This is a genomic window from Kosakonia oryziphila (assembly GCF_900094795.1).
Classification (GTDB): Bacteria; Pseudomonadota; Gammaproteobacteria; order Enterobacterales; family Enterobacteriaceae; genus Kosakonia; species Kosakonia oryziphila.
The window spans coordinates 18,655-37,785 of the sequence record NZ_FMBC01000036.1; the positions used below are offsets into that span (position 1 = coordinate 18,655).

General features: G+C 53.9%; 18 protein-coding genes and 1 tRNA gene. 11 read left to right on the forward strand and 8 right to left on the reverse strand.

Features of this window, described 5'->3' with window-relative positions; genetic code table 11:
- Nucleotides 1-257: 257 nt before the first annotated feature.
- Nucleotides 258-333 (reverse strand) — tRNA-Phe (locus tag GA0061070_RS16685).
- A 105-nt stretch (nt 334-438) separates the two neighbouring features.
- Nucleotides 439-1,155, reverse strand: a complete 717-nt coding sequence (locus GA0061070_RS16690; RefSeq protein WP_090137163.1) for a DUF554 domain-containing protein — start codon at nt 1,153-1,155, stop codon at nt 439-441.
- 400 nt (nt 1,156-1,555) lie between these two features.
- On the opposite strand from GA0061070_RS16690, the gene GA0061070_RS16695 reads away from it, so the two are divergent.
- Complete coding sequence (locus GA0061070_RS16695) at nt 1,556-3,691, forward strand: ornithine decarboxylase (protein WP_090137164.1); 2,136 nt, start codon at nt 1,556-1,558, stop codon at nt 3,689-3,691.
- A gap of 11 nt (nt 3,692-3,702) precedes the next feature.
- Here the strand turns inward: GA0061070_RS16695 and GA0061070_RS16700 are convergent, their stop codons facing one another.
- Both GA0061070_RS16700 and GA0061070_RS16705 read right to left on the reverse strand, forming a co-directional pair.
- A complete protein-coding gene (locus GA0061070_RS16700; RefSeq protein WP_090137165.1) occupies nt 3,703-4,395 on the reverse strand; it encodes a response regulator in 693 nt (230 codons plus the stop codon).
- Nucleotides 4,385-6,022, reverse strand: coding sequence for an ATP-binding protein (locus GA0061070_RS16705; RefSeq protein WP_090137166.1), 1,638 nt, complete (start codon nt 6,020-6,022; stop codon nt 4,385-4,387). The genes GA0061070_RS16700 and GA0061070_RS16705 overlap by 11 nt, the downstream gene beginning before the upstream one ends.
- Nucleotides 6,023-6,356: 334 nt before the next feature.
- Here GA0061070_RS16705 and GA0061070_RS16710 point away from each other — a divergent pair, with 334 nt between their 5' ends.
- Genes GA0061070_RS16710 through citG form a run of 8 tightly spaced genes read left to right on the forward strand, consistent with a single transcriptional unit; the run spans nt 6,357 to nt 13,714 of the window.
- Complete coding sequence (locus GA0061070_RS16710) at nt 6,357-7,721, forward strand: 2-hydroxycarboxylate transporter family protein (RefSeq protein WP_090137167.1); 1,365 nt, start codon at nt 6,357-6,359, stop codon at nt 7,719-7,721.
- Between the two features lie 22 nt (nt 7,722-7,743).
- A complete protein-coding gene (locus GA0061070_RS16715) occupies nt 7,744-8,613 on the forward strand; it encodes a fumarylacetoacetate hydrolase family protein (RefSeq protein ID WP_090137168.1) in 870 nt (289 codons plus the stop codon).
- Nucleotides 8,614-8,630: 17 nt separating this feature from the next.
- On the forward strand, nt 8,631-9,650 hold the full coding sequence (citC, locus tag GA0061070_RS16720; protein ID WP_090137169.1) for a [citrate (pro-3S)-lyase] ligase: 1,020 nt from the start codon (nt 8,631-8,633) through the stop codon (nt 9,648-9,650).
- Nucleotides 9,651-9,667: 17 nt separating this feature from the next.
- Nucleotides 9,668-9,961 carry a citrate lyase acyl carrier protein gene (citD, locus tag GA0061070_RS16725; RefSeq protein ID WP_064563738.1) on the forward strand — a complete coding sequence of 98 codons (294 nt, stop codon included), beginning with the start codon at nt 9,668-9,670 and terminating at the stop codon, nt 9,959-9,961.
- Nucleotides 9,958-10,833 carry a citrate (pro-3S)-lyase subunit beta gene (gene citE / locus GA0061070_RS16730; protein ID WP_090137170.1) on the forward strand — a complete coding sequence of 292 codons (876 nt, stop codon included), beginning with the start codon at nt 9,958-9,960 and terminating at the stop codon, nt 10,831-10,833. Before citD ends, citE begins: the two co-directional genes overlap by 4 nt.
- Nucleotides 10,834-10,843: 10 nt before the next feature.
- Nucleotides 10,844-12,370 (forward strand): citrate lyase subunit alpha, encoded by a 1,527-nt coding sequence (gene citF / locus GA0061070_RS16735; protein ID WP_090137171.1) that lies wholly within the window; start codon nt 10,844-10,846, stop codon nt 12,368-12,370.
- Nucleotides 12,367-12,906: a citrate lyase holo-[acyl-carrier protein] synthase gene (gene citX / locus GA0061070_RS16740; protein WP_090137172.1), complete on the forward strand. Its 540-nt coding sequence runs from the start codon at nt 12,367-12,369 to the stop codon at nt 12,904-12,906. Before citF ends, citX begins: the two co-directional genes overlap by 4 nt.
- Nucleotides 12,884-13,714: a triphosphoribosyl-dephospho-CoA synthase CitG gene (citG, locus tag GA0061070_RS16745; RefSeq protein ID WP_090137173.1), complete on the forward strand. Its 831-nt coding sequence runs from the start codon at nt 12,884-12,886 to the stop codon at nt 13,712-13,714. Before citX ends, citG begins: the two co-directional genes overlap by 23 nt.
- Nucleotides 13,715-13,905: 191 nt before the next feature.
- On the opposite strand, the gene GA0061070_RS16750 is transcribed toward citG, so the two are convergent.
- From GA0061070_RS16750 to mutY, 4 genes are all read right to left on the reverse strand, one after another.
- Nucleotides 13,906-15,159 (reverse strand): nucleoside permease, encoded by a 1,254-nt coding sequence (locus GA0061070_RS16750; protein ID WP_090137174.1) that lies wholly within the window; start codon nt 15,157-15,159, stop codon nt 13,906-13,908.
- 238 nt (nt 15,160-15,397) lie between these two features.
- A complete protein-coding gene (gene mltC, locus GA0061070_RS16755; protein WP_090137196.1) occupies nt 15,398-16,480 on the reverse strand; it encodes a membrane-bound lytic murein transglycosylase MltC in 1,083 nt (360 codons plus the stop codon).
- Nucleotides 16,481-16,585: 105 nt separating this feature from the next.
- Complete coding sequence (locus tag GA0061070_RS16760) at nt 16,586-16,861, reverse strand: oxidative damage protection protein (RefSeq protein WP_090137175.1); 276 nt, start codon at nt 16,859-16,861, stop codon at nt 16,586-16,588.
- Nucleotides 16,862-16,889: 28 nt separating this feature from the next.
- Nucleotides 16,890-17,939 (reverse strand): A/G-specific adenine glycosylase, encoded by a 1,050-nt coding sequence (gene mutY / locus GA0061070_RS16765; RefSeq protein WP_090137176.1) that lies wholly within the window; start codon nt 17,937-17,939, stop codon nt 16,890-16,892.
- Nucleotides 17,940-18,081: 142 nt separating this feature from the next.
- On the opposite strand from mutY, the gene trmB reads away from it, so the two are divergent.
- Together trmB and GA0061070_RS16775 are read left to right on the forward strand one after the other, a co-directional pair.
- Nucleotides 18,082-18,801 (forward strand): tRNA (guanosine(46)-N7)-methyltransferase TrmB, encoded by a 720-nt coding sequence (trmB, locus tag GA0061070_RS16770; RefSeq protein ID WP_090137177.1) that lies wholly within the window; start codon nt 18,082-18,084, stop codon nt 18,799-18,801.
- Complete coding sequence (locus GA0061070_RS16775; protein WP_090137178.1) at nt 18,801-19,127, forward strand: YggL family protein; 327 nt, start codon at nt 18,801-18,803, stop codon at nt 19,125-19,127. Before trmB ends, GA0061070_RS16775 begins: the two co-directional genes overlap by 1 nt.
- The last annotated feature ends 4 nt before the right edge of the window (nt 19,128-19,131 follow it).

Sequence of the window (19,131 nt, forward strand, 5' to 3'; positions counted from 1 at the left end):
CCGGTCTGCCAATGGAGTGGCCCGAATTGTTCAGCTTTCAGGTCTGTCCCGGGGCGTGTCCTCATGTGGCTTATGAAGACATTACTAACATCGCGGTGTGTTAATCAACGGGGAGCAGGCCAACACGAAAAGCCCCCAGATGCAACTTGATTAAGGTAGAGTTGAGGTCAGTGGAATTCGGAATGTTCGAAAATGGCTTATGGCAGTGATTATACTTGAGTTTTGTGGATTTTGGGAGATGCACATAGAAGTGAAAGTGGTGCCCGGACTCGGAATCGAACCAAGGACACGGGGATTTTCAATCCCCTGCTCTACCGACTGAGCTATCCGGGCAACGGGGCGCATTAAACCTGATTCCCCACGCTCCGTCAACGAAATTTCTTTAATTCGTAGCGGACTGCACAATCTATCACCACTTTGTTGATATTGCACGCTGACTCAGGCAAAAAATGCCGCCCATAGCGCGGATATGGGCATCGCAATCACCAGCGCAGGCAGCATATTCGCCACCGCAAACATCTTGATGCCGCAAATACGTAGCCCGGTTGCCAGTAGTAAAACACCGCCCACGGCGGTGAAATCGCCCATCATCGCAGGAGTGGTCAGCGGTAAGATCAGCGTCGAGCAGGTGGCGAGCGTCAGTTGAATAATCAGCATCGGCACGGAAATCACCGCGACGGCAAAACCCAGTGAGGTGGTGAAGATTATCGCCGTAAAGAAATCGAGAAACGCTTTGGCGATTAAAATGCTCGGATCGCCAGTCATCCCTTCACGCATGGCGCCAAAAATCCCGGTGCCGCTGGCGCAAAACAGAATAATGATCGCCACCAGGCTCTGAATAAAAGGCTCATGTGCGCTGTCGGCTTCACCCTTTTTGCGTTTTTGCACCAGATCCCGCAGCGCATTTACGCTGCTGCTAATACCACGCTCCACATAGCAAAGTTCGCCAATAAGCGTACCCACCAGTGTCGCCAGCACCATCACCGGCAAGTTCACGCACTTGATGACCAGCAGGATGCCGATACCTAACGAGGCCAGGCCAAAAATAGACGGCATTGAATTACGCACCCGCTCCGGCAGCCGGTGGCTGAGTAAGGCGCCAATTGTTCCGCCGATCAATACGGCGGCGGCATTGATAAAAGGACCTGTTAACACACCATCATTCCTGTGTTTCATATAACTGAATAATATGCCGCCCAGAATAGCATTTTCATGCGCGGTTGAGCCTGCGTTTGTTGCGCCAGTGGGGGAAAGGTGCCATGATTGCGCGAATTTTCTTCTACCTCAACGGGGCCGCCTGATGACGCACTATTCAGCCGTTAGCCAGAGAGATTGCGCGCCTGCGCAAACGGGCGCCCGTCTCATTTTATCTCCAACTTCACTCACCATGCGGTGAGGGTAACGCACGCTCACTGTAGGACAACAGTAAGATCAGAGACGTTCTGCTTTTACTGATGTCTGGCGGTTGGAGCTGGTTCCAGTCAGACACGTTCGTTGGGCGAAGCAGCAGCTTTGTCCGGGGTCTTTTACTCCCCTGAAACGGGTATTCGTGCTTATGAAATCGATGAAAATTGCCGTCAGCTGCGAGCTGGTATCTCTGCTTTCCACCCACCGCGAAGTGGTGACGCTGGAGAGCACCGACTTTACGGATGTGGCGGCAGTCGTCATAACAGTAGCGGAGAGTCGTAGCGGCATTCTGGCGCTGCTCAAACGGACAGGTTTTAACGTGCCGGTATTCTTATTCTCCGGTGAGCCGGTCGATATGCCGGAAGGCATTACGGCGGTTATCGCAGGCAAAGATCAGGAGTGGCTGGAACTAGAAGCAGCCGCTGTCGATTATGAAGACAATTTACTGCCGCCGTTTTTCGATACACTGCGCCAGTATGTCGAGATGGACAACAGCACCTTTGCCTGTCCGGGTCATCAGCACGGTGAATTTTTCAAAAAGCATCCGGCAGGACGTCAGTTCTATGAATTTTTCGGTGAGAACGTTTTTCGCGCTGACATGTGTAACGCTGACGTCAGACTGGGCGATCTGTTGATCCACGAAGGATCGGCGAAGCATGCGCAGAAATTCGCAGCAAAAGTATTTAATGCTGACAAAACCTATTTCGTCCTCAACGGCACATCTGCTGCCAATAAGGTCGTGACCAATGCGCTATTAACCCGCGGCGATCTGGTGCTGTTCGATCGCAATAACCATAAATCCAATCACCACGGCGCGCTGATCCAGGCGGGAGCAACGCCTGTTTATCTGGAAGCAGCACGCAACCCGTTTGGTTTTATCGGCGGCATCGACAATCACTGTTTCGATGAGAAATACCTGCGTGATCTAATCCGCGATGTCGCGCCACATAAGGCCGAACAGCCACGCCCGTTTCGTCTGGCGGTGATCCAGCTTGGGACTTACGATGGCACTATCTATAACGCCCGTCAGGTGATCGACAAGATTGGCAGCCTGTGCGATTACATTCTGTTTGACTCTGCGTGGGTCGGTTACGAGCAATTTATCCCGATGATGGCGGACTGCTCGCCGCTGCTGCTGGATCTGAACGAAAACGATCCTGGTATTTTTGTCACCCAGTCGGTGCACAAACAGCAGGCCGGTTTCTCGCAAACGTCGCAGATCCACAAGAAGGATAACCATCTGCGCGGCCAGGCGCGATTCTGCCCGCATAAGCGGCTGAACAACGCTTTTATGCTGCATGCCTCGACCAGCCCGTTCTATCCGTTGTTTGCCGCACTGGATGTTAACGCCAAAATCCATCAGGGCGAGAGCGGGCGCAGCCTGTGGGCCGAGTGTGTGACGCTGGGGATAGACGCGCGCAAGGCTATCATTGCTAACTGCAAAATGATCAAACCCTTCGTGCCGCCAGAGATCGCCGGTCGCCCATGGCAGGATCATCCCACAGAGATGATTGCTCGCGAACGCCGCTTCTTCAGCTTTGAACCGGGTGACAAATGGCACGGCTTTGAGGGCTATGCGCGCGAACAGTATTTTGTTGATCCCTGCAAGCTGCTGCTGACCACACCAGGCATCGATGCGGAAACCGGGGAATACGCCGATTTTGGTATTCCGGCGACTATTCTGGCGCACTTCCTGCGCGAGAACGGCATCGTACCGGAGAAGTGCGATCTTAACTCGATCCTGTTCCTGCTGACGCCAGCCGAGAGCGCAGAGAAAATGGCGCAATTGGTGGCGATGCTCGGTCAGTTTGAACAGCATATTGAAGATGATACGCCGCTCGCCGATGTGCTTCCGACCATCTTTAACAAATACCCGGTACGCTACCGCGATTACACTCTGCGTGAGCTGTGCCAGGAGATGCACGATCTCTATGTCAGCTTTGATGTGAAGGATCTACAAAAAGCGATGTTCCGCAAAGAGAGCCTGCCAACGGTGGTGATGAATCCTCAGGACGCCCACAGCGAGTTTATTCGCGGCAACGTTGAATTGGTGCGTATCAGCGAGGCTGAAGGGCGTATCGCCGCTGAAGGCGCGCTGCCTTATCCGCCGGGTGTGCTGTGCGTGGTACCGGGTGAAGCGTGGGGTGGGGCCGTCCAGCGCTACTTTTTGGCGCTGGAAGAGGGCGTCAACCTGCTACCGGGCTTTTCACCAGAGTTGCAGGGCGTCTATTCCGAAACCGATGCCGATGGGATCAAACGCTTGTACGGCTATGTGCTGAAGTAACCCGGACAGCATTACGCGGCCACCCGGCGATACATACGGCGCGGGTGGCCGATTTTTCCGTACAGCATCTCAACCACCAAAAAACCAGCCTCCACGCAGTGTTCGAGGTAGCGACGAGTGGTGGTTTTACTTAATCCCGTTTCACTGACCACTTCATCAACGGAAAAGCAGCGTTCGGCATCGTCGGTAAACAGCTTTTGTACCAGCGCCAGCGTATTCTCTTCAATGCCTTTGCTGCCATTCTCCTGGCGGTAGTTTTTGGCCTGCAATTGATAGAGTGAATCGACGCTTTGCTGATCGACAATTTTCCACACCCGTTGCTGATCGGCAAACTGTACAAAGCGCTCCAGCGACTGGCTCAACCGCTTCCACGACACTGGTTTGAGGATATAGTCGAACGCGCCATTGCGGATCGCCTGGCTACAGGTATCCATATCGCTGGCAGCGGTAATAAAAATTACTGAGCAGTTGGCGCGGATAATTTGCGTATCGCTGATAAGCGTAATGCCTTTGCCATCTGGCAGATAGTTATCCAGCAGAACAAGCTGAGGTTGCATGCTGTCCAGCATGACTTTTGCTTCTGCCAGCGACGAGGCAATCCCTACCAGCCGCAAGCGCGGATGCTTGCCAATAAGCTCCGCATGAAGCTGCGCAAGGGTGTGTTCATCTTCCACTATCAGCACGTCTATCAGTTCATGATGCATAATTCTGATCTTCCAGGGTCGGTACGGGACGCAGTACGTTGCCCGTTTCAGGAATAAATAAAGAGAAAATGGTGCCGCGCGGTTCGTTGGCCGAAACTTCAATCGAACCACCGACATGGGCGACATAGTTGGCGATCAGGTACAGCCCGATGCCATGATCGCCACGGCGTTTGGTGGTTATCCCGCGCTCAAAAATATGCTCACGGATTTCCGGCGCGATCCCCACACCGCGATCTGCCACTTCAATAATCAACTCGTGTTCATGCTGCAGGATCAGCACCTCGACCGGCTCATGTGGTAACTCTGCGCGCTGTGTCGCTTCAATGGCATTATCCAGCAGATTGCCGATGATCGAAATCAGCTCCGCCTCGCCCAGTGCGCAACCAGGGCGATCCATCCGGCACGACGGATCAAACGCCAGTTCGACGCCTTTTTCGCGGGCGCGCGCCGCTTTACCTAACAACAGGCCGCACAATGTCGGCGAACTAAAATGCGATGAAATAAAGTCCAGCAGCTCCTGCGCATGCTCCGACTGCGCCTGAATGTAGCGAATGGCGTCGTCGTAACGCTCCATGTGCAGCAGCCCCGATAGCGTGGCCATGCGGTTGAGTTGCTCATGACGCATAATGCGCAGATTGTCGACATAGCGTTTTACCTGGCTCAGTTGCGTACTGAGGCTGTCGATCTCATTGCGATCGCGGAAGGTGATCACCCAGCCTTGTAACTTATTCTCCAGCATAATGCGCACCCGGCTGGCAATGACCGTCAACTGGTTGAACCGGCAAATCTCATCATGCGTGTCATTCTCCAGCATCACCTCGCGGGCAAAAAAGGGCACAGGCGCAATGACTTCGGCGATGGTTTGCCCACGCAGTGCACGCGTCGGCTGGCTTAAACCCAGCAGTTTACGCGCCGCCTGGTTAATCACCTCGATACGCAATTCGCTGTCAATGGCGATCACTCCTTCGTAGATCGACTCCATCATCGCTTTCTGCTGGCGCACCAGCAGACCAATTTCGCGTGGCTCCAGTGAGAAGATCTGTTTTTTGATACTGCGGGTAAAAAACCAGGAAAAAACAAACAGTGCTACCAATAACAACACTGCGGCGATAAAAATGTTGATCACTTTCCCCAATGTGATCGTATCGAGATAGCTGGTCAGGTAGCCGACAGAAACAATCCCCACCACATGCCCGGCATTATCAAATATTGGCGCTTTGCTGCGTAGTGAAATCCCCAGCCCGCCTTTGCGAATGGTTGTTGTGCTTTTTCCCTGGAGTACGTCGGCGTTATCGCCGCCAATTAACGTTTTTCCCACGACATCAGAATGCACTGAATGAAATAGATGCAGCCCTTTGTCATCGCCGATAACAATAAAGCTTGCATCGCTGTGTGCCACTACTTTATGCATAAATTGCGCAATGGCTCGAATATCTTTATCGGCAACTGACTGGCGTAAATTCGGAATGATCGCTATTTCTTCCGCCTGTATTTTGGCTCTGGCGCTCATCTCCTGATATAGCTGGCGACCAACGTCCTTGTAATAATAAACACCTAATAAAACGAAGAGGCCGGAGAAGAAAAGCACCAGCGAAATAAAAAGTTTGATTTGAAAAGAGACTTTCATGACGTCACGCACAGCAGCCAATAATGCGCCAATGTAGCATCTTTTTTAACATGCGTGTGGAATTTACTGGAAACTTGTGATCCTTTGCACAGCGTGGCCTGGTGCTTAAAATGCCCTGTTAAATATTCTTTTTTGGAAATGTTATTAAGTTGTGTGTCTATATAAAAAAACCATAAAAACCACAGCAATAAATAAGCGATGAATCACACAAAATAAAAGAAACCATAAAAACCATAGGCGCCATTAAAACAACGATTTTATTATGCATTTCCTCACATAAAGTACGTTTTTAGCCCTTTACTCTGTATGCACAAAATAACCAAGGGGCTTAATTATGAGCACAACTGACGATTCATTTTCTGTTACCTCTGAATCGCTTGAGATTCAAAAGAAACCACTGAAAGAAAAATGGTGGCACATTATGGATACCTGGAAAGTTGGGGTTATTCCGCTGCCATTATTCCTGTTAGCCGGGGCATTAATTGCCATTGACTGCCTGGGCGGTAAGTTGCCGAGCGATATCGTGGTGATGGTAGCCACGTTGGCATTCTTCGGCTTTGCCTGCGGTGAATTCGGCAAACGTCTGCCGATCGTCGGCAAACTGGGCGCAGCGGCCATTTGCGCCACCTTTATTCCCTCGGCGATGGTTTACTACGGCCTGCTGCCGGATGTGGTCGTGGAATCCACCACCAAGTTCTATAAATCCACCAACATTCTTTATCTCTATATCTGCTGCATCATTGTCGGCAGCATCATGAGTATGAACCGTACCACGCTGATCCAGGGCTTCCTGCGTATCTTCTTCCCGATGCTGTGTGGCGAAATCGTCGGTATGCTGGTGGGAATGGGTGTGGGCCTGGCGCTCGGTATGGAGCCGTTCCAGATTTTCTTCTTTATCATTCTGCCGATCATGGCGGGTGGTGTGGGTGAAGGCGCGATCCCACTTTCCATCGGTTACGCGACGCTGCTGCATATGGATCAGGGTGTTGCGCTTGGTCGCGTATTGCCGATGGTCATGCTTGGCGGCCTGACTGCCATCATTATCTCTGGTTGCCTGAATCAGTTGGGTAAACGCTTCCCGCACCTGACCGGCGAAGGGCAGTTAATGCCGAATCGCAGCAATGGCGATGAACAGGCTCCGGCTACACCGGCTTTATCCGGTAAAACCGATGTCACCACTATCGCGGCTGGCGCGCTGTTGGCTGTGCTGCTGTATATGATTGGCATGCTCGGTCATAAGCTGATTGGCTTGCCTGCGCCGGTCGGTATGCTGTTCGTTGCCGTTCTGATCAAGCTGGCGAACGGAGTATCTCCGCGTCTGCTGGAAGGCTCTCAGGTGGTATACAAATTCTTCCAGACCTCCGTTACCTATCCCATCCTCTTTGCCGTCGGTGTGGCTATCACGCCATGGGAAGAGTTGGTTCATGCGTTCACCATCAACAACCTGCTGGTGATCGTGAGTACCGTTTCCGCACTGGTTGCCACCGGCTTTTTTGTGGGCAAAAAGATCGGCATGCATCCCATTGATGTGGCCATCGTTTCCTGCTGCCAGAGCGGCCAGGGCGGTACAGGGGATGTTGCCATCCTGACTGCGGGTAACCGCATGAGCCTGATGCCGTTCGCGCAGATTGCAACCCGTATCGGCGGCGCGATCAACGTCTCGGTATCGCTGTTGGTGCTCGGCAATTTCCTCGTTTGATTCAAGTGTTACAGGAACTGATATGAAACTCGCAAGCTTTGTCCATCAGGGGATCCGGAGTTACGGTATCGTCAAGGCTGATGGCGTAATCAATCTGGGGCAGCGTCTGGGTGACCAGTACGGTGATTTGAAATCACTGCTCGCTGCCAATGCGCTGCATGAAGCGCAACAACTGGACGGTGAAACGGCGGATATCCGCTTCGACGACCTGCAATTTCTGCCGGTCATTGATAACCCGGCCAAAATTCTCTGCGTTGGCATGAACTACGCCGAAAAGCGCAAAGAATTCGATCAGCATAACCCGGCGCCAACGCTCTTTGTTCGCTTTGCAGATTCGCAGACCGGCCATAATGCGCCGGTACTGAAGCCGCGTCACTCCAGTGAGTTCGACTACGAAGGCGAGCTGGCCGTGATCATCGGGAAAGGGGGAGAGAATATCTCCCGTGAGGCGGCATTAAGCCACGTTGCAGGCTACAGCTGCTACATGGATGGTTCGGCGCGCGACTGGCAGCACACCTGGTTTACCGCCGGGAAAAACTGGCGGCAAACCGGCGCTTTCGGCCCGTGGATGACGACGGCGGATGAGATCCCTGATCCGCATCAACTGGCGATCCGCACCTGGCTGAATGGCCGCATGGTACAGGATGATAACACCGCCAGCATGATCCATAAGGTGGCAGAGCTTATCGAGTACATCAGTACTTTCACCAGCCTGACGCCGGGCGATGTCATCATCACCGGATCACCGGGCGGCGTTGGCAAAAAACGCAACCCACCATTGTTTATGAAGGCGGGCGATCGCATCGAAGTGGAGATCGAGAATATCGGTCACCTCAGTAATGTGATTATTGATGCGCCAGCGCCAGCCCATTCGCTGACGGCCGCACACTAAGGACGAAAGGCAATACCATGCAGGCACGACCTTCCATCGACTTCCGCGTGGCGGAAGTCAACGGCAATACTCAACGGCTGGCCTCGATCCGCACGTTGCTCGCAGACAGCGGATTAGGCATGGACAGTGACATCACCACCTTCGTTGAAGCCTGGTCGGGATACCGGCTGGTGGGTTGTGCGGGCCTGGCCGCCAACGTCATCAAATGTGTTGCAGTGGATGAAGAGCTGCGTGGCGAAAATCTCAGTGCGCGCTTGCTGGCAGAGGTTTCCCATCTGGCGCTGGCGCGGGGGCATTTTCATCTGTTCCTCTGCACGCGCCCCTGTAACCTGGAGCGTTTTCGTCGCAGTGGCTTCTGGCCGGTGGCGCAAAGCGGTAACAACGCGGTGTTGATGGAGAATACTCCGTCGGGGATCCAGCGTTACTGCCGCACGTTGCAGGTCGATCGCATGCCGGGCAAACGCATCGGCGCGATAGTGATGAATGCCAACCCCTTTACGCTGGGGCACCGCTACCTGGTGGAGCAGGCCGCACATGCCTGCGACTGGCTGCATCTGTTCGTGGTGCGCGAAGACGCGTCGTTCTTCCCCTTTGCCGCGCGGCTGAAAATGGTGAAGTCGGGTGTGGCACATCTGCCGAATGTCATCGTTCATGAAGGCTCTCAGTACATCATTTCCCGCGCCACTTTCCCGGCTTATTTCCTGAAAGAGACCGGCAAAGTGCAGCAGGCGTGGAGCGAAATTGACCTGCTGATTTTCCGCAATTACATCGCGCCAGCGTTGGGGATCACCCACCGCTTTATCGGTAGCGAACCCTTTTGCGACATCACCCGCCAGTACAACCAGACCATGCATCAACTACTGACAGGGGCTGTGGAGGTAGTGGAAATTCCGCGCATTAAAGCGACCGGCAATGCCATCTCCGCGTCTGAAGTGCGCCGTTTATTACAAACACACCAGTTTTCCCGTATTCGGGAAATTGTACCGGATACCACTTTCGCGCATCTCGAATCCCACTACAGCGCGGAAGCTGTTTAAAAATCAGGAATCTAAATATGAAAATTGTGAGGGAGGCGCTGGCCGGAACCATGGAGTCCAGCGACCTGATGGTGAAAATAGCCCCCGCCGAAGGCGAGCTGGAAGTCGTTGTTCACAGCGAGGTTATCAAGCAATTTGGCGATCAGATCCGCAAGGTGGTGAACGACACGCTGCGGGCAATGGCGGTTCACCAGGGCTTGATCATCATTGAAGACAAAGGCGCGCTGGATTGTGTTATCCGCGCACGTTTACAGAGCGCGGTACTGCGCGCATCGGAAGGAACAGAGATAGACTGGGGGAAACTGCTGTGAAAAAACTCCGTCGTAGTATGCTGTTTCTGCCAGGCTCTAACGCCGCCATGCTCTCCACCGCGTTTATCTATCGTCCGGATTCGATCATGTTTGATCTGGAAGATGCTGTCTCCCTGCGTGAAAAAGACACTGCACGTCTGCTGGTGTTTCATGCCCTGCAACATCCGATGTACCAGGATATCGAAACCGTGGTGCGTATCAACCCGCTGAACACGCCGTTTGGCCTGCCGGATCTGGAAGCGGTCGTTCGTGCTGGCGTGGATGTGGTGCGCTTACCGAAAACGGATACCCCGGAAGATATCTACGAACTGGAACGTCATCTCGAACGTATCGAGCTGGCCTGCGGACGTGAAGTGGGATCGACCCGCGTGATGGCGGCCATCGAATCCGCGATCGGCGTTATTAATGCCGTAGCGATCGCCCGCAGCTCTCAGCGTCTGATCGGTATTGCGCTGGCCGCTTTCGACTATGTGATGGATATGCAGACCGAACGCGGCGATGGCACCGAGCTGTTTTACGCCCGCTGCGCTGTGCTGCACGCCGCACGCGCCGCCGGTATCGACGCTTTCGACGTGGTGTGGTCAGACGTTAACGACGAAACCGGATTCCTGCGCGAAGTCGGGTTGATCCGCAAAATGGGCTTCAACGGTAAGTCGCTGATCAACCCGCGGCAAATCGATCTACTGCATAACGCTTATGCGCCGACCCAGGAGGAAGTTGACCACGCGCAACGGGTTATTGAGGCGGCGGAAGAGGGTGAACGCAACGGGCTTGGCGTCGTTTCGCTGAACGGCAAAATGATCGACGCCCCGATTATTAATCACGCGCAGATGGTGCTGGAACGTGCGGCCGCGTCCGGTGTACGTCGGTAAGGACAGAACAATGAATCAGACAGAACTTCTTCACGTTAATTTTCCCCATCTGCGTGAGTTAAAACCTTTCGACAGCGCTCATGCGGCCACACCGTGGCTGGCGGACGTTAACAGCAAACACACACGCAAACTCTGCGCCACGCTGGAAGACGCCATCGCCCGTAGCGGCCTGAAAGACGGGATGACCATCTCGTTCCACCACGCCTTCCGTGAAGGCGACCGGGTGATTAACCATGTTGTCGCCACGCTGGCGCGTCTGGGGTTCAAAAATCTGACGCTGGCTTCCAGTTCGCTGATGACCTGCAACGATGCGCTGATCGAACATATTGAGAGCGGCGTGATTACCCGCATTTACACCTCAGGCATGCGCGGTAAGCTGGCGGATGCAATCTCTCATGGTCTGATGGCGGAACCGGTACAGATTCATTCCCACGGCGGGCGCGTCAAACTGTTGCAGGATGGCGAACTAAAGATTGACGTCGCCTTTCTTGGCGTACCCTGTAGCGATGAGTTTGGCAACGCCAACGGCACACAGGGTAAATCCTGCTGCGGTTCGCTGGGCTACGCGATGGTGGATGCGAAGTTCGCCCGCAAAGTGGTGCTGCTGACGGAAGCGCTGGTGCCGTTCCCGAATATGCCCGCCAGCCTCGGTCAGGAGCAGGTGGATCTGATTGTGCAGGTAGAGAGTGTGGGCGATCCGGCAAAAATCAGCGTCGGCGCAGCGCGTGTTACCAGCAACCCGCGTGAATTGATGATCGCGCGCTATGCGGCGGATGTGATCGAGCACTCCGGCTATTTCAAGGATGGTTTTTCCATGCAGACCGGCTCTGGTGCCGCGGCGACGGCTGCCACCCGCTTTATGGAAGAGAAAATGGAGCGCCACGGGGTGAAGGCCAGTTTCGCGCTCGGCGGTATCACTGGCGGGCTGGTGAGTCTGCATGAAAAAGGGTTGATCGGCAAACTGCTGGATACACAGTGTTTTGACGGTGAAGCAGCGGCATCGCTGCACCGTAACCCGAACCACGTTGAGATCTCGACTGACGTCTATGCCAACCCCGGCGGCAAAGCTGCCAGTTGCGACCAGCTCGATGTGGTGATCCTCAGCGCGCTGGAGATCGACACGGAGTTTAACGTCAATGTTATTACCGGCTCAGACGGTGTGATGCGCGGCGCATCAGGTGGTCACTGCGATGTGGCGGCTGCGGCAAACCTGACTATTGTTGTGGCGCCGTTACTGCGCAGCCGTATTCCGACGGTGGTGAAACGTGTTACCACGCTGTTGACACCCGGGGAAAGCATCGACGTGCTGGTGACTGACCACGGGATTGCGGTGAATCCGGCGCGTCCGGAGATCCGCGAACGCCTGCTGGCAGCGGGGCTGAAAATTGTTGATATCGAAACACTCTATCAACGGGCCATCTCGCTGACTGGTGAACCGAAACTGATCGCCTTTACCGACCGTATTGTCGGGGTGATCCGCTACCGTGATGGCACCGTCATTGACGTTGTCCGTCAGGTTAAAGAGGAAAATGCATGACGACACTGACGCCCATAAGATCGGGCGTCAGCCTTGAAGCGCTGTTGGCGGCGAAAGACAGCCGTGCAGCGCGTCAGGCTGACTGGCTCGCTCACTACCAACAACCGGTCATTTCACTGACGCTGGTGACCCCCGGCGCGGTAAAAGACAGCATTCGCTATCGCAATACCATGGGAGTGGCGTTACAGACCTGCGACCAACTGCTGTGGCAGAACCGCTGGCAGGTGCTGGACCGACAGGTGTTGTGGTTGCCGACCGGCGCAGAAGCCCTGTGGTGTGTTGCGCACCCGGCGGTGGAAATCAAGGCGCAGTGCGTTGAGATGGAACAGACGCATCCATTAGGGCGTCTGTGGGACTTTGACGTGTTGTGCCCGCAGGCGGGGCAGGTCGGACGGCATTCACTGGATCTGAATACCCGTCGTTGCCTGGTGTGCGATGAGCCAGCACACGGCTGCGCGCGTTCGCGTCGCCACCCGGTTGATGAAGTGGTTGCCCGCGTGGAGAAACTGATTGATGGCTGGTTTGCTCGCGACTGAATCTGCTGTTATCAGCATACCGGCGATGGCTGCCCGGGCACTGCGGTTGGAACTGGATCTTACGCCGAAACCGGGGCTAGTAGACCGGGCGAACAACGGCTCGCACCAGGATATGGATCATGCGTTGTTTTTACGCAGTATTGCGGCCATCACGCCATGGTTTTCTGTCTTTGAACTGGCCGGGCGCGAACATGCCCACAAGGAGGCAAGTGTCCAGTTGCGCCTGCTGCGTCCGGCTGGCATTGCCTGCGAACAGGCGATGTTTGCAGCTACCGGCGGGGTGAATACGCACAAAGGCGGGGTTTTTTCGCTGGGGCTGCTCTGTTTTGCCGCCGGGCGATTGCAGGGGCAATGCCAGCCGCTGCATGCTGAAACGTTGTGTCGACAGGTCAGTGAAATCTGTCGCGGGCTGGTGGCGCGTGAACTGGCCGCCCGGCCGCAGGCTGTGACGGCAGGTGAGAAACAGTTTCTGGAGTATGGTCTTACTGGCGCTCGCGGCGAGGCCGAACAAGGTTTTGCCACCGTGCGCCGCGCGGTGCTGCCGTACTGGCATCAGGAGCAGGGCGAACGGCGGCTGCAACATGCGTTATTGCGCCTGATGGCAGCAAACCCGGACAGCAATCTGGTGTCGCGCGGCGGTATTGCCGGGCTGCGCTACGTGCAGGATTATGCGGCAACTTTACTGGCGGGCGGCTGGGATAACGATGCATTGTCTGAAATGGACAGGGCGCTGATGGCACGGCGCTTAAGCCCCGGCGGCAGCGCCGATTTGCTGGCAGTCGCATACGTGTTGGCGCAACTTCCATAATGCAACATCGGGTGGCGTTATGTATCCTGGCCTTTCCTGAGCGGATAAGTCGGTTGCGATAGCGTCCACAATTATTGCCGGATAGCACTGGATTATCCGGTCTATGGATTTACCCGGCCGGAACAGCCTGAAGGCGTGGAAAATTCATGGAAAAGGCATAAATAACCCGGCGCTCAGGCCGGGTCGTTGTCTTACGCTTTCTGCGTGACTGCCGCAGGTTCGCGCACATGTTTGTATTTAAACAGTGTCACAAAGGCAAAAGCCAGCACCAGTGAATAACTGGCAAAAATCAGCCATACGGTTTTCCAGTCGGTAACGCCAGCAGTGGTGTAGATCTCTACCACTTTGCCGCTGGCCATACCGCCGAGGATACAACCGAAGCCGTTGGTCATCATCAGCAGCATACCCTGAGCACTGGCGCGGATCGCCGGGTTAACCTCTTTCTCAACGAACACCGAACCGGAGATGTTGAAGAAGTCGAACGCACAGCCGTAGACAATCATTGACAGTACCAGCAGTACGGTACCGAACGGTGTCGGGTCGCCATAGGCGAACAGACCAAAACGCAGCACCCAGGCGAAGATACTGATCATCATTACGTTCTTGATGCCGTAGCGGCTCATAAAGAACGGAATCGCGAGGATAAAGGCAGTTTCGGAAATCTGTGAAATAGACATCATCACTGACGCATGGGTCACGATGAAGCTATTAGCAAACAGCGGGTTGGCATCGAAGCTGTGCAGGAAGGTGTTACCGAACATGTTAGTGATCTGCAACTCTGCGCCCAGCATCATCGAGAAGATGAAGAAAATCGCCATGCGCTTGTTTTTAAACAGCGCAAAAGCATTCAGACCCAGCATTTCCACCCAAGTCTGTTTCTCGGTGCTTTTCGCAACCGGCATATATGGCAGCGTCAGAGAGTACAGGCTCAGTACCAGCGACAGCGCGGCACCGATATAAAGCTGCATATGGCTCAGTTCGAAGCCGGAGAAGCTCACTCCCCACATCGCCAGGATAAAGCCAATGGTGCCCCAGATGCGAATTGGCGGAAAATCGGTAACGATATCGTGCCCGGCGGATTTCAGGCGGAAGTAAGAGATAGTATTTACCAGACTCAGCGTTGGCATATAGGCCAGCGAGTTAAGCAGAATAATGGCAAACATCGCGCCCGGTGTGGTAACGCCTGCGGCAATAAACAGGGTGATCGCACCGACCAGATGGCACAGAGCGTAAACCCATTTCGCGCTCAGCCATTTATCGGCAATGATACCCAGCAGCGGCGGCATCAGCAGCGAGGCAATGCCCAGCGAACTATACACTGCACCAATAGATGCACCATCAAATTTCAGCGTGACGAACATATACGAGCCAAGCGTCGTCAGCCAGCTTCCCCACAGGCAGAACTGCAGAAAGATAATGACTTTCAGCTGCAGCTTAAGATTCATGTTAATTTCCTCACAAAGGAGACGGACAGGTGTTGGAATGGGCACAATTAATATTGTTATGTGTCAGGATTCTATCATCGCCTGGGCGACGAATTTGTTATGCCCGACATAAAAATGCAAACTTCCTCTGATTGCATTTGTATATGGTGATGGATATCACATTTTAACGCAACCGTTTGCATCACATAGAAGAAGACCTTATGCCTCTTGCGTACAAATGTACGAAAGAGGCACGAGATCAGTTGCGACGCCAGGTCTTCTGCGCCGAATTGACTTTATAGAGGTAACGACGGGATTCCGCCGACGGATGGCGGGTAGCCAGGGTCTGGTAAACATCCCCTGGAGTCATAGTATTGATGATATTGGCGGCCTGCATCTTATCGCTGGAAAAGACGCGAAGTACGCTACCCGCGCCGCCGTTATAGGCGGTGATCACCGCATAACGCCGGGATGTCGGGTTGCTGATACCGGAGAGATAAACATTATTCAGCATCGCCAGATACGCAGTGCCGATATCAATATTGCTCTGCGGATCGAACAGATAGCTGCGATCCGGCGTACCGGATCTGCCCTGCGCGCGGAAGACATCTTTCCCGGCGCTGTGCTGTACCACCTGCATCAGACCCAGCGCATCGGAGCGGCTAACCGCGTACGGGTTAAACGACGACTCAGTCTGCATAATCGCCAGAATCAGCGACTCATCGACGCCATATTTCCGCGAGGCCTGGCGCACCATACCGATATATTTATGCGCACGTTTGTCCAGATGGTTCGACACCAGATTGAGCGTCACGCTATAGATAACGCGTAAGCCGTTGCTGCGGTTTTTCAAGCGGGTTTGCAGCAGGTAATCCGCAAAGCGCGCTGCGCGCCACTCCCAGCGGATCGCTTCACCGTTGTTATCCAGAACCTGGCCATAAAGGAAAGGTTCTTTGGAGATCGGGATATCATCGGTATCAGAATAGAGGTCGATAGATCCCGGATCGTCACCCATCATAAGGGTTTTGATTATCGCCTGGCGCAGATGCGCAGCCGGATCGGTACCGGAAATCGTTTCGATGGTGATGGTACCCTTATCAAAGTTGATGTGGCTACGAGTCTGGTATTGGTCAGTGTATTTGACGTAATCCTTCGGCCCGGCGATCAGGACTTCGTTAAATCCCCAAAGATTCTCAATGTTGTGGGCGAACTGCCCCATCAAAATATCAAAACCGTTAGTGTCTTTAATCCAGGCTTCGTTATAGGCTTCGCCCGATTTGTTAGAGCTGGAACAAGAAATCAGTAACGGCGCGATCATCACTAGCGCTAAAAATTTTTTCATCATTCCGGATGCAGTTGTGTTTGGGGAAAACGCGCCTGTGACGCCCAGGCGCTGGCAATATCTTCCCGTTTCGCGACATTGCCAGCCGTGCAGATATTCAGGCGCTTATTTTTTCTCTTGCGGCGTATAGCCTTCGATATGCACATCTTTACCTTCAAACAGGAAATTCACCATCTCCTGTTCCAGCAGCTTGCGGTGCTCGGTATTCATCATGTTGAGTTTTTTCTCGTTAATCAGCATGGTTTGCTTCTGCTGCCACTGCTTCCAGGCCTCTTTCGAGATCTCGTTATAAATGCGTTTACCCAGATCGCCCGGATAGAGCTGGAAGTCTTGCCCCTCAGCTTCGCATTGCAGGAAGGTACAAAAAATGGTTCTGCTCATAAAAAATCCTCTCTACTTGCGCACCGCGCTACTTCGCTTCGGCGCGTAATTGCTGTATCAGGCGTTCCACTGGGGCCGCCAGACCGACGGATGGCGGTTGCGCCAAGTTATACCAGAGACCCGCGCCATCATCCATGCAGGATGAGAACGAGGACACGCCAAGCCACATAGGCACAATATCCAGGTGGAAATGGCTGAAGGTATGGCGGAATGCCACAAGCTGGCTGAGATTATCGGCGCTAATGTTCCTCTGCGCCAGCCAGTCGCGCAGCCCCGCTTCATCATTGAACTGTGGGAAACAGAACAAACCGCCCCACAGCCCACTAGGCGGGCGCTGCTCGAGATAAACCTCGCCTTCATGCTGCATCAACAGGAAATAGCCGGTACGTTCAGGCAGTGTCTGTTTGGGTTTTTTACCGGGATAATATGCCCACGACTGCGCCGCTTTTGCTTCGCAGCCGGTTTGCAATGGGCACAATTCGCACTTCGGTCTGGAACGGGTGCAGACGATAGCACCAAGATCCATCATCGCCTGGTTAAAGCGTTCCACCCCTTTCGCTGGTGTGACTTCACTGCTGATATCCCACAGCCGTTTTTCCACCTCTTTTTTACCCGGCCAACCCGCAACCGCGTAGCAGCGTGCCAGCACGCGTTTAACGTTACCATCAAGGATAGGAAAATGTTTACCCAGCGACAGAGATAGGATCGCGCCTGCGGTGGAGCGGCCAACGCCAGGAAGCGCAGCCACTTCTTCAAAGGTTTCCGGGAAATGGCCGCCGTGCAGGTTCGCCACCTGTTGCGCAGCTTTATGCAGATTGCGGGCGCGAGCGTAATAGCCCAGCCCGGTCCACAGATGTAGCACTTCATCCAGCGGAGCGTTTGCCAGATCGGTCACAGTCGGGAAATGGGCCATAAAACGCTGGAAATAAGGAATAACGGTTGTAACCTGCGTCTGTTGCAACATCACTTCCGACAGCCATACTTTGTAAGGCGTTTTTTCAATTTGCCAGGGCAGAGTTTTTCGCCCGTATTTATCGTACCAGTCCAGAACCTGGGCTGAAAATTGAGACGCTTGCATGGTCACCAGAATCACGTTGTCAGGGGCAAAGATTGCAGCACAGAGGCGTTGGCCTGTAAACCGGAACTTTCCGGTGCTTGCATCATGCGATTAACTTTGGATAATGCCCGTTTCCTGAACACTCTCACGAGCAGATCACTTTATGAATAACGACGTCATTTCACCGGAATTTGATGAAAATGGCCGTCCATTGCGCCGGATCCGTAGCTTTGTCCGTCGCCAGGGCCGCCTGACTAAAGGACAGCAGCACGCGCTGGAAAATTACTGGCCGGTGATGGGCGTTGAGTTCAGCGAACAGCCACTGGATCTCGTCGCGCTGTTTGGCCGCTCGGCGCCGGTTACGCTGGAAATTGGCTTCGGTATGGGTGCTTCGCTGGTGGAGATGGCGAAAATGCGTCCGGAGCAGAACTTCCTCGGTATCGAAGTTCACTCGCCGGGCGTCGGCGCTTGCCTCTCTTCTGCACATGAAGAGGGCGTTGAGAACCTGCGCGTGATGTGCCACGACGCAGTCGAAGTGCTGCATAAAATGATCCCTGACAATTCTTTAAATATGGTGCAACTGTTTTTCCCTGACCCGTGGCATAAAGCACGTCATAATAAACGCCGCATCGTTCAGGTACCGTTTGCTGAACTGGTGAAAAGCAAGCTCAAGCTGGGCGGCGTGTTCCATATGGCGACTGACTGGGAAGCCTATGCGCAACATATGCTTGAAGTGATGTCCTCTATTGACGGTTATAAAAACCTGTCGGCGACGAATGACTTTGTGCCGCGTCCGGATTCGCGTCCAGTGACTAAATTTGAACAGCGTGGCCACCGTCTTGGCCACGGCGTATGGGACTTAATGTTCGAGAGGGTGAGATAATGGCAACAAACCGCAGCCGTCGCTTGCGTAAAAAAATGCATATCGACGAATTCCAGGAACTGGGTTTTTCCGTTGCATGGCGTTTTCCGGAAGGCACTAGTGAAGAACAGATCGATAAAACCGTTGATGACTTTATTCAGGAAGTGATCGAGCCGAACAAGCTGGCGTTTGACGGCAGTGGTTATCTGGCCTGGGATGGTCTGATCTGTTTGCAGGAAATCGGTAAATGTACCGAAGAACATCAGACCATTGTGCGTAAGTGGCTGGGAGACCGTAAACTGAGCGAGGTACGCGTCAGCGAACTTTTTGACGTTTGGTGGGACTAATAAA

What these genes read in the sequence shown, in the direction of transcription:
- GA0061070_RS16695 (WP_090137164.1), top strand. Translation starts at nt 1,556, where the DNA reads ATGAAATCGATGAAAATTGCCGTCAGCTGCGAGCTGGTATCTCTGCTT.
- GA0061070_RS16700 (WP_090137165.1), bottom strand. Translation starts at nt 4,395, where the DNA reads ATGCATCATGAACTGATAGACGTGCTGATAGTGGAAGATGAACACACC.
- GA0061070_RS16705 (WP_090137166.1), bottom strand. Translation starts at nt 6,022, where the DNA reads ATGAAAGTCTCTTTTCAAATCAAACTTTTTATTTCGCTGGTGCTTTTC.
- GA0061070_RS16710 (WP_090137167.1), top strand. Translation starts at nt 6,357, where the DNA reads ATGAGCACAACTGACGATTCATTTTCTGTTACCTCTGAATCGCTTGAG.
- GA0061070_RS16715 (WP_090137168.1), top strand. Translation starts at nt 7,744, where the DNA reads ATGAAACTCGCAAGCTTTGTCCATCAGGGGATCCGGAGTTACGGTATC.
- citC (WP_090137169.1), top strand. Translation starts at nt 8,631, where the DNA reads ATGCAGGCACGACCTTCCATCGACTTCCGCGTGGCGGAAGTCAACGGC.
- citD (WP_064563738.1), top strand. Translation starts at nt 9,668, where the DNA reads ATGAAAATTGTGAGGGAGGCGCTGGCCGGAACCATGGAGTCCAGCGAC.
- citF (WP_090137171.1), top strand. Translation starts at nt 10,844, where the DNA reads ATGAATCAGACAGAACTTCTTCACGTTAATTTTCCCCATCTGCGTGAG.
- citX (WP_090137172.1), top strand. Translation starts at nt 12,367, where the DNA reads ATGACGACACTGACGCCCATAAGATCGGGCGTCAGCCTTGAAGCGCTG.
- citG (WP_090137173.1), top strand. Translation starts at nt 12,884, where the DNA reads ATGGCTGGTTTGCTCGCGACTGAATCTGCTGTTATCAGCATACCGGCG.
- GA0061070_RS16750 (WP_090137174.1), bottom strand. Translation starts at nt 15,159, where the DNA reads ATGAATCTTAAGCTGCAGCTGAAAGTCATTATCTTTCTGCAGTTCTGC.
- mltC (WP_090137196.1), bottom strand. Translation starts at nt 16,480, where the DNA reads ATGAAAAAATTTTTAGCGCTAGTGATGATCGCGCCGTTACTGATTTCT.
- GA0061070_RS16760 (WP_090137175.1), bottom strand. Translation starts at nt 16,861, where the DNA reads ATGAGCAGAACCATTTTTTGTACCTTCCTGCAATGCGAAGCTGAGGGG.
- mutY (WP_090137176.1), bottom strand. Translation starts at nt 17,939, where the DNA reads ATGCAAGCGTCTCAATTTTCAGCCCAGGTTCTGGACTGGTACGATAAA.
- trmB (WP_090137177.1), top strand. Translation starts at nt 18,082, where the DNA reads ATGAATAACGACGTCATTTCACCGGAATTTGATGAAAATGGCCGTCCA.
- GA0061070_RS16775 (WP_090137178.1), top strand. Translation starts at nt 18,801, where the DNA reads ATGGCAACAAACCGCAGCCGTCGCTTGCGTAAAAAAATGCATATCGAC.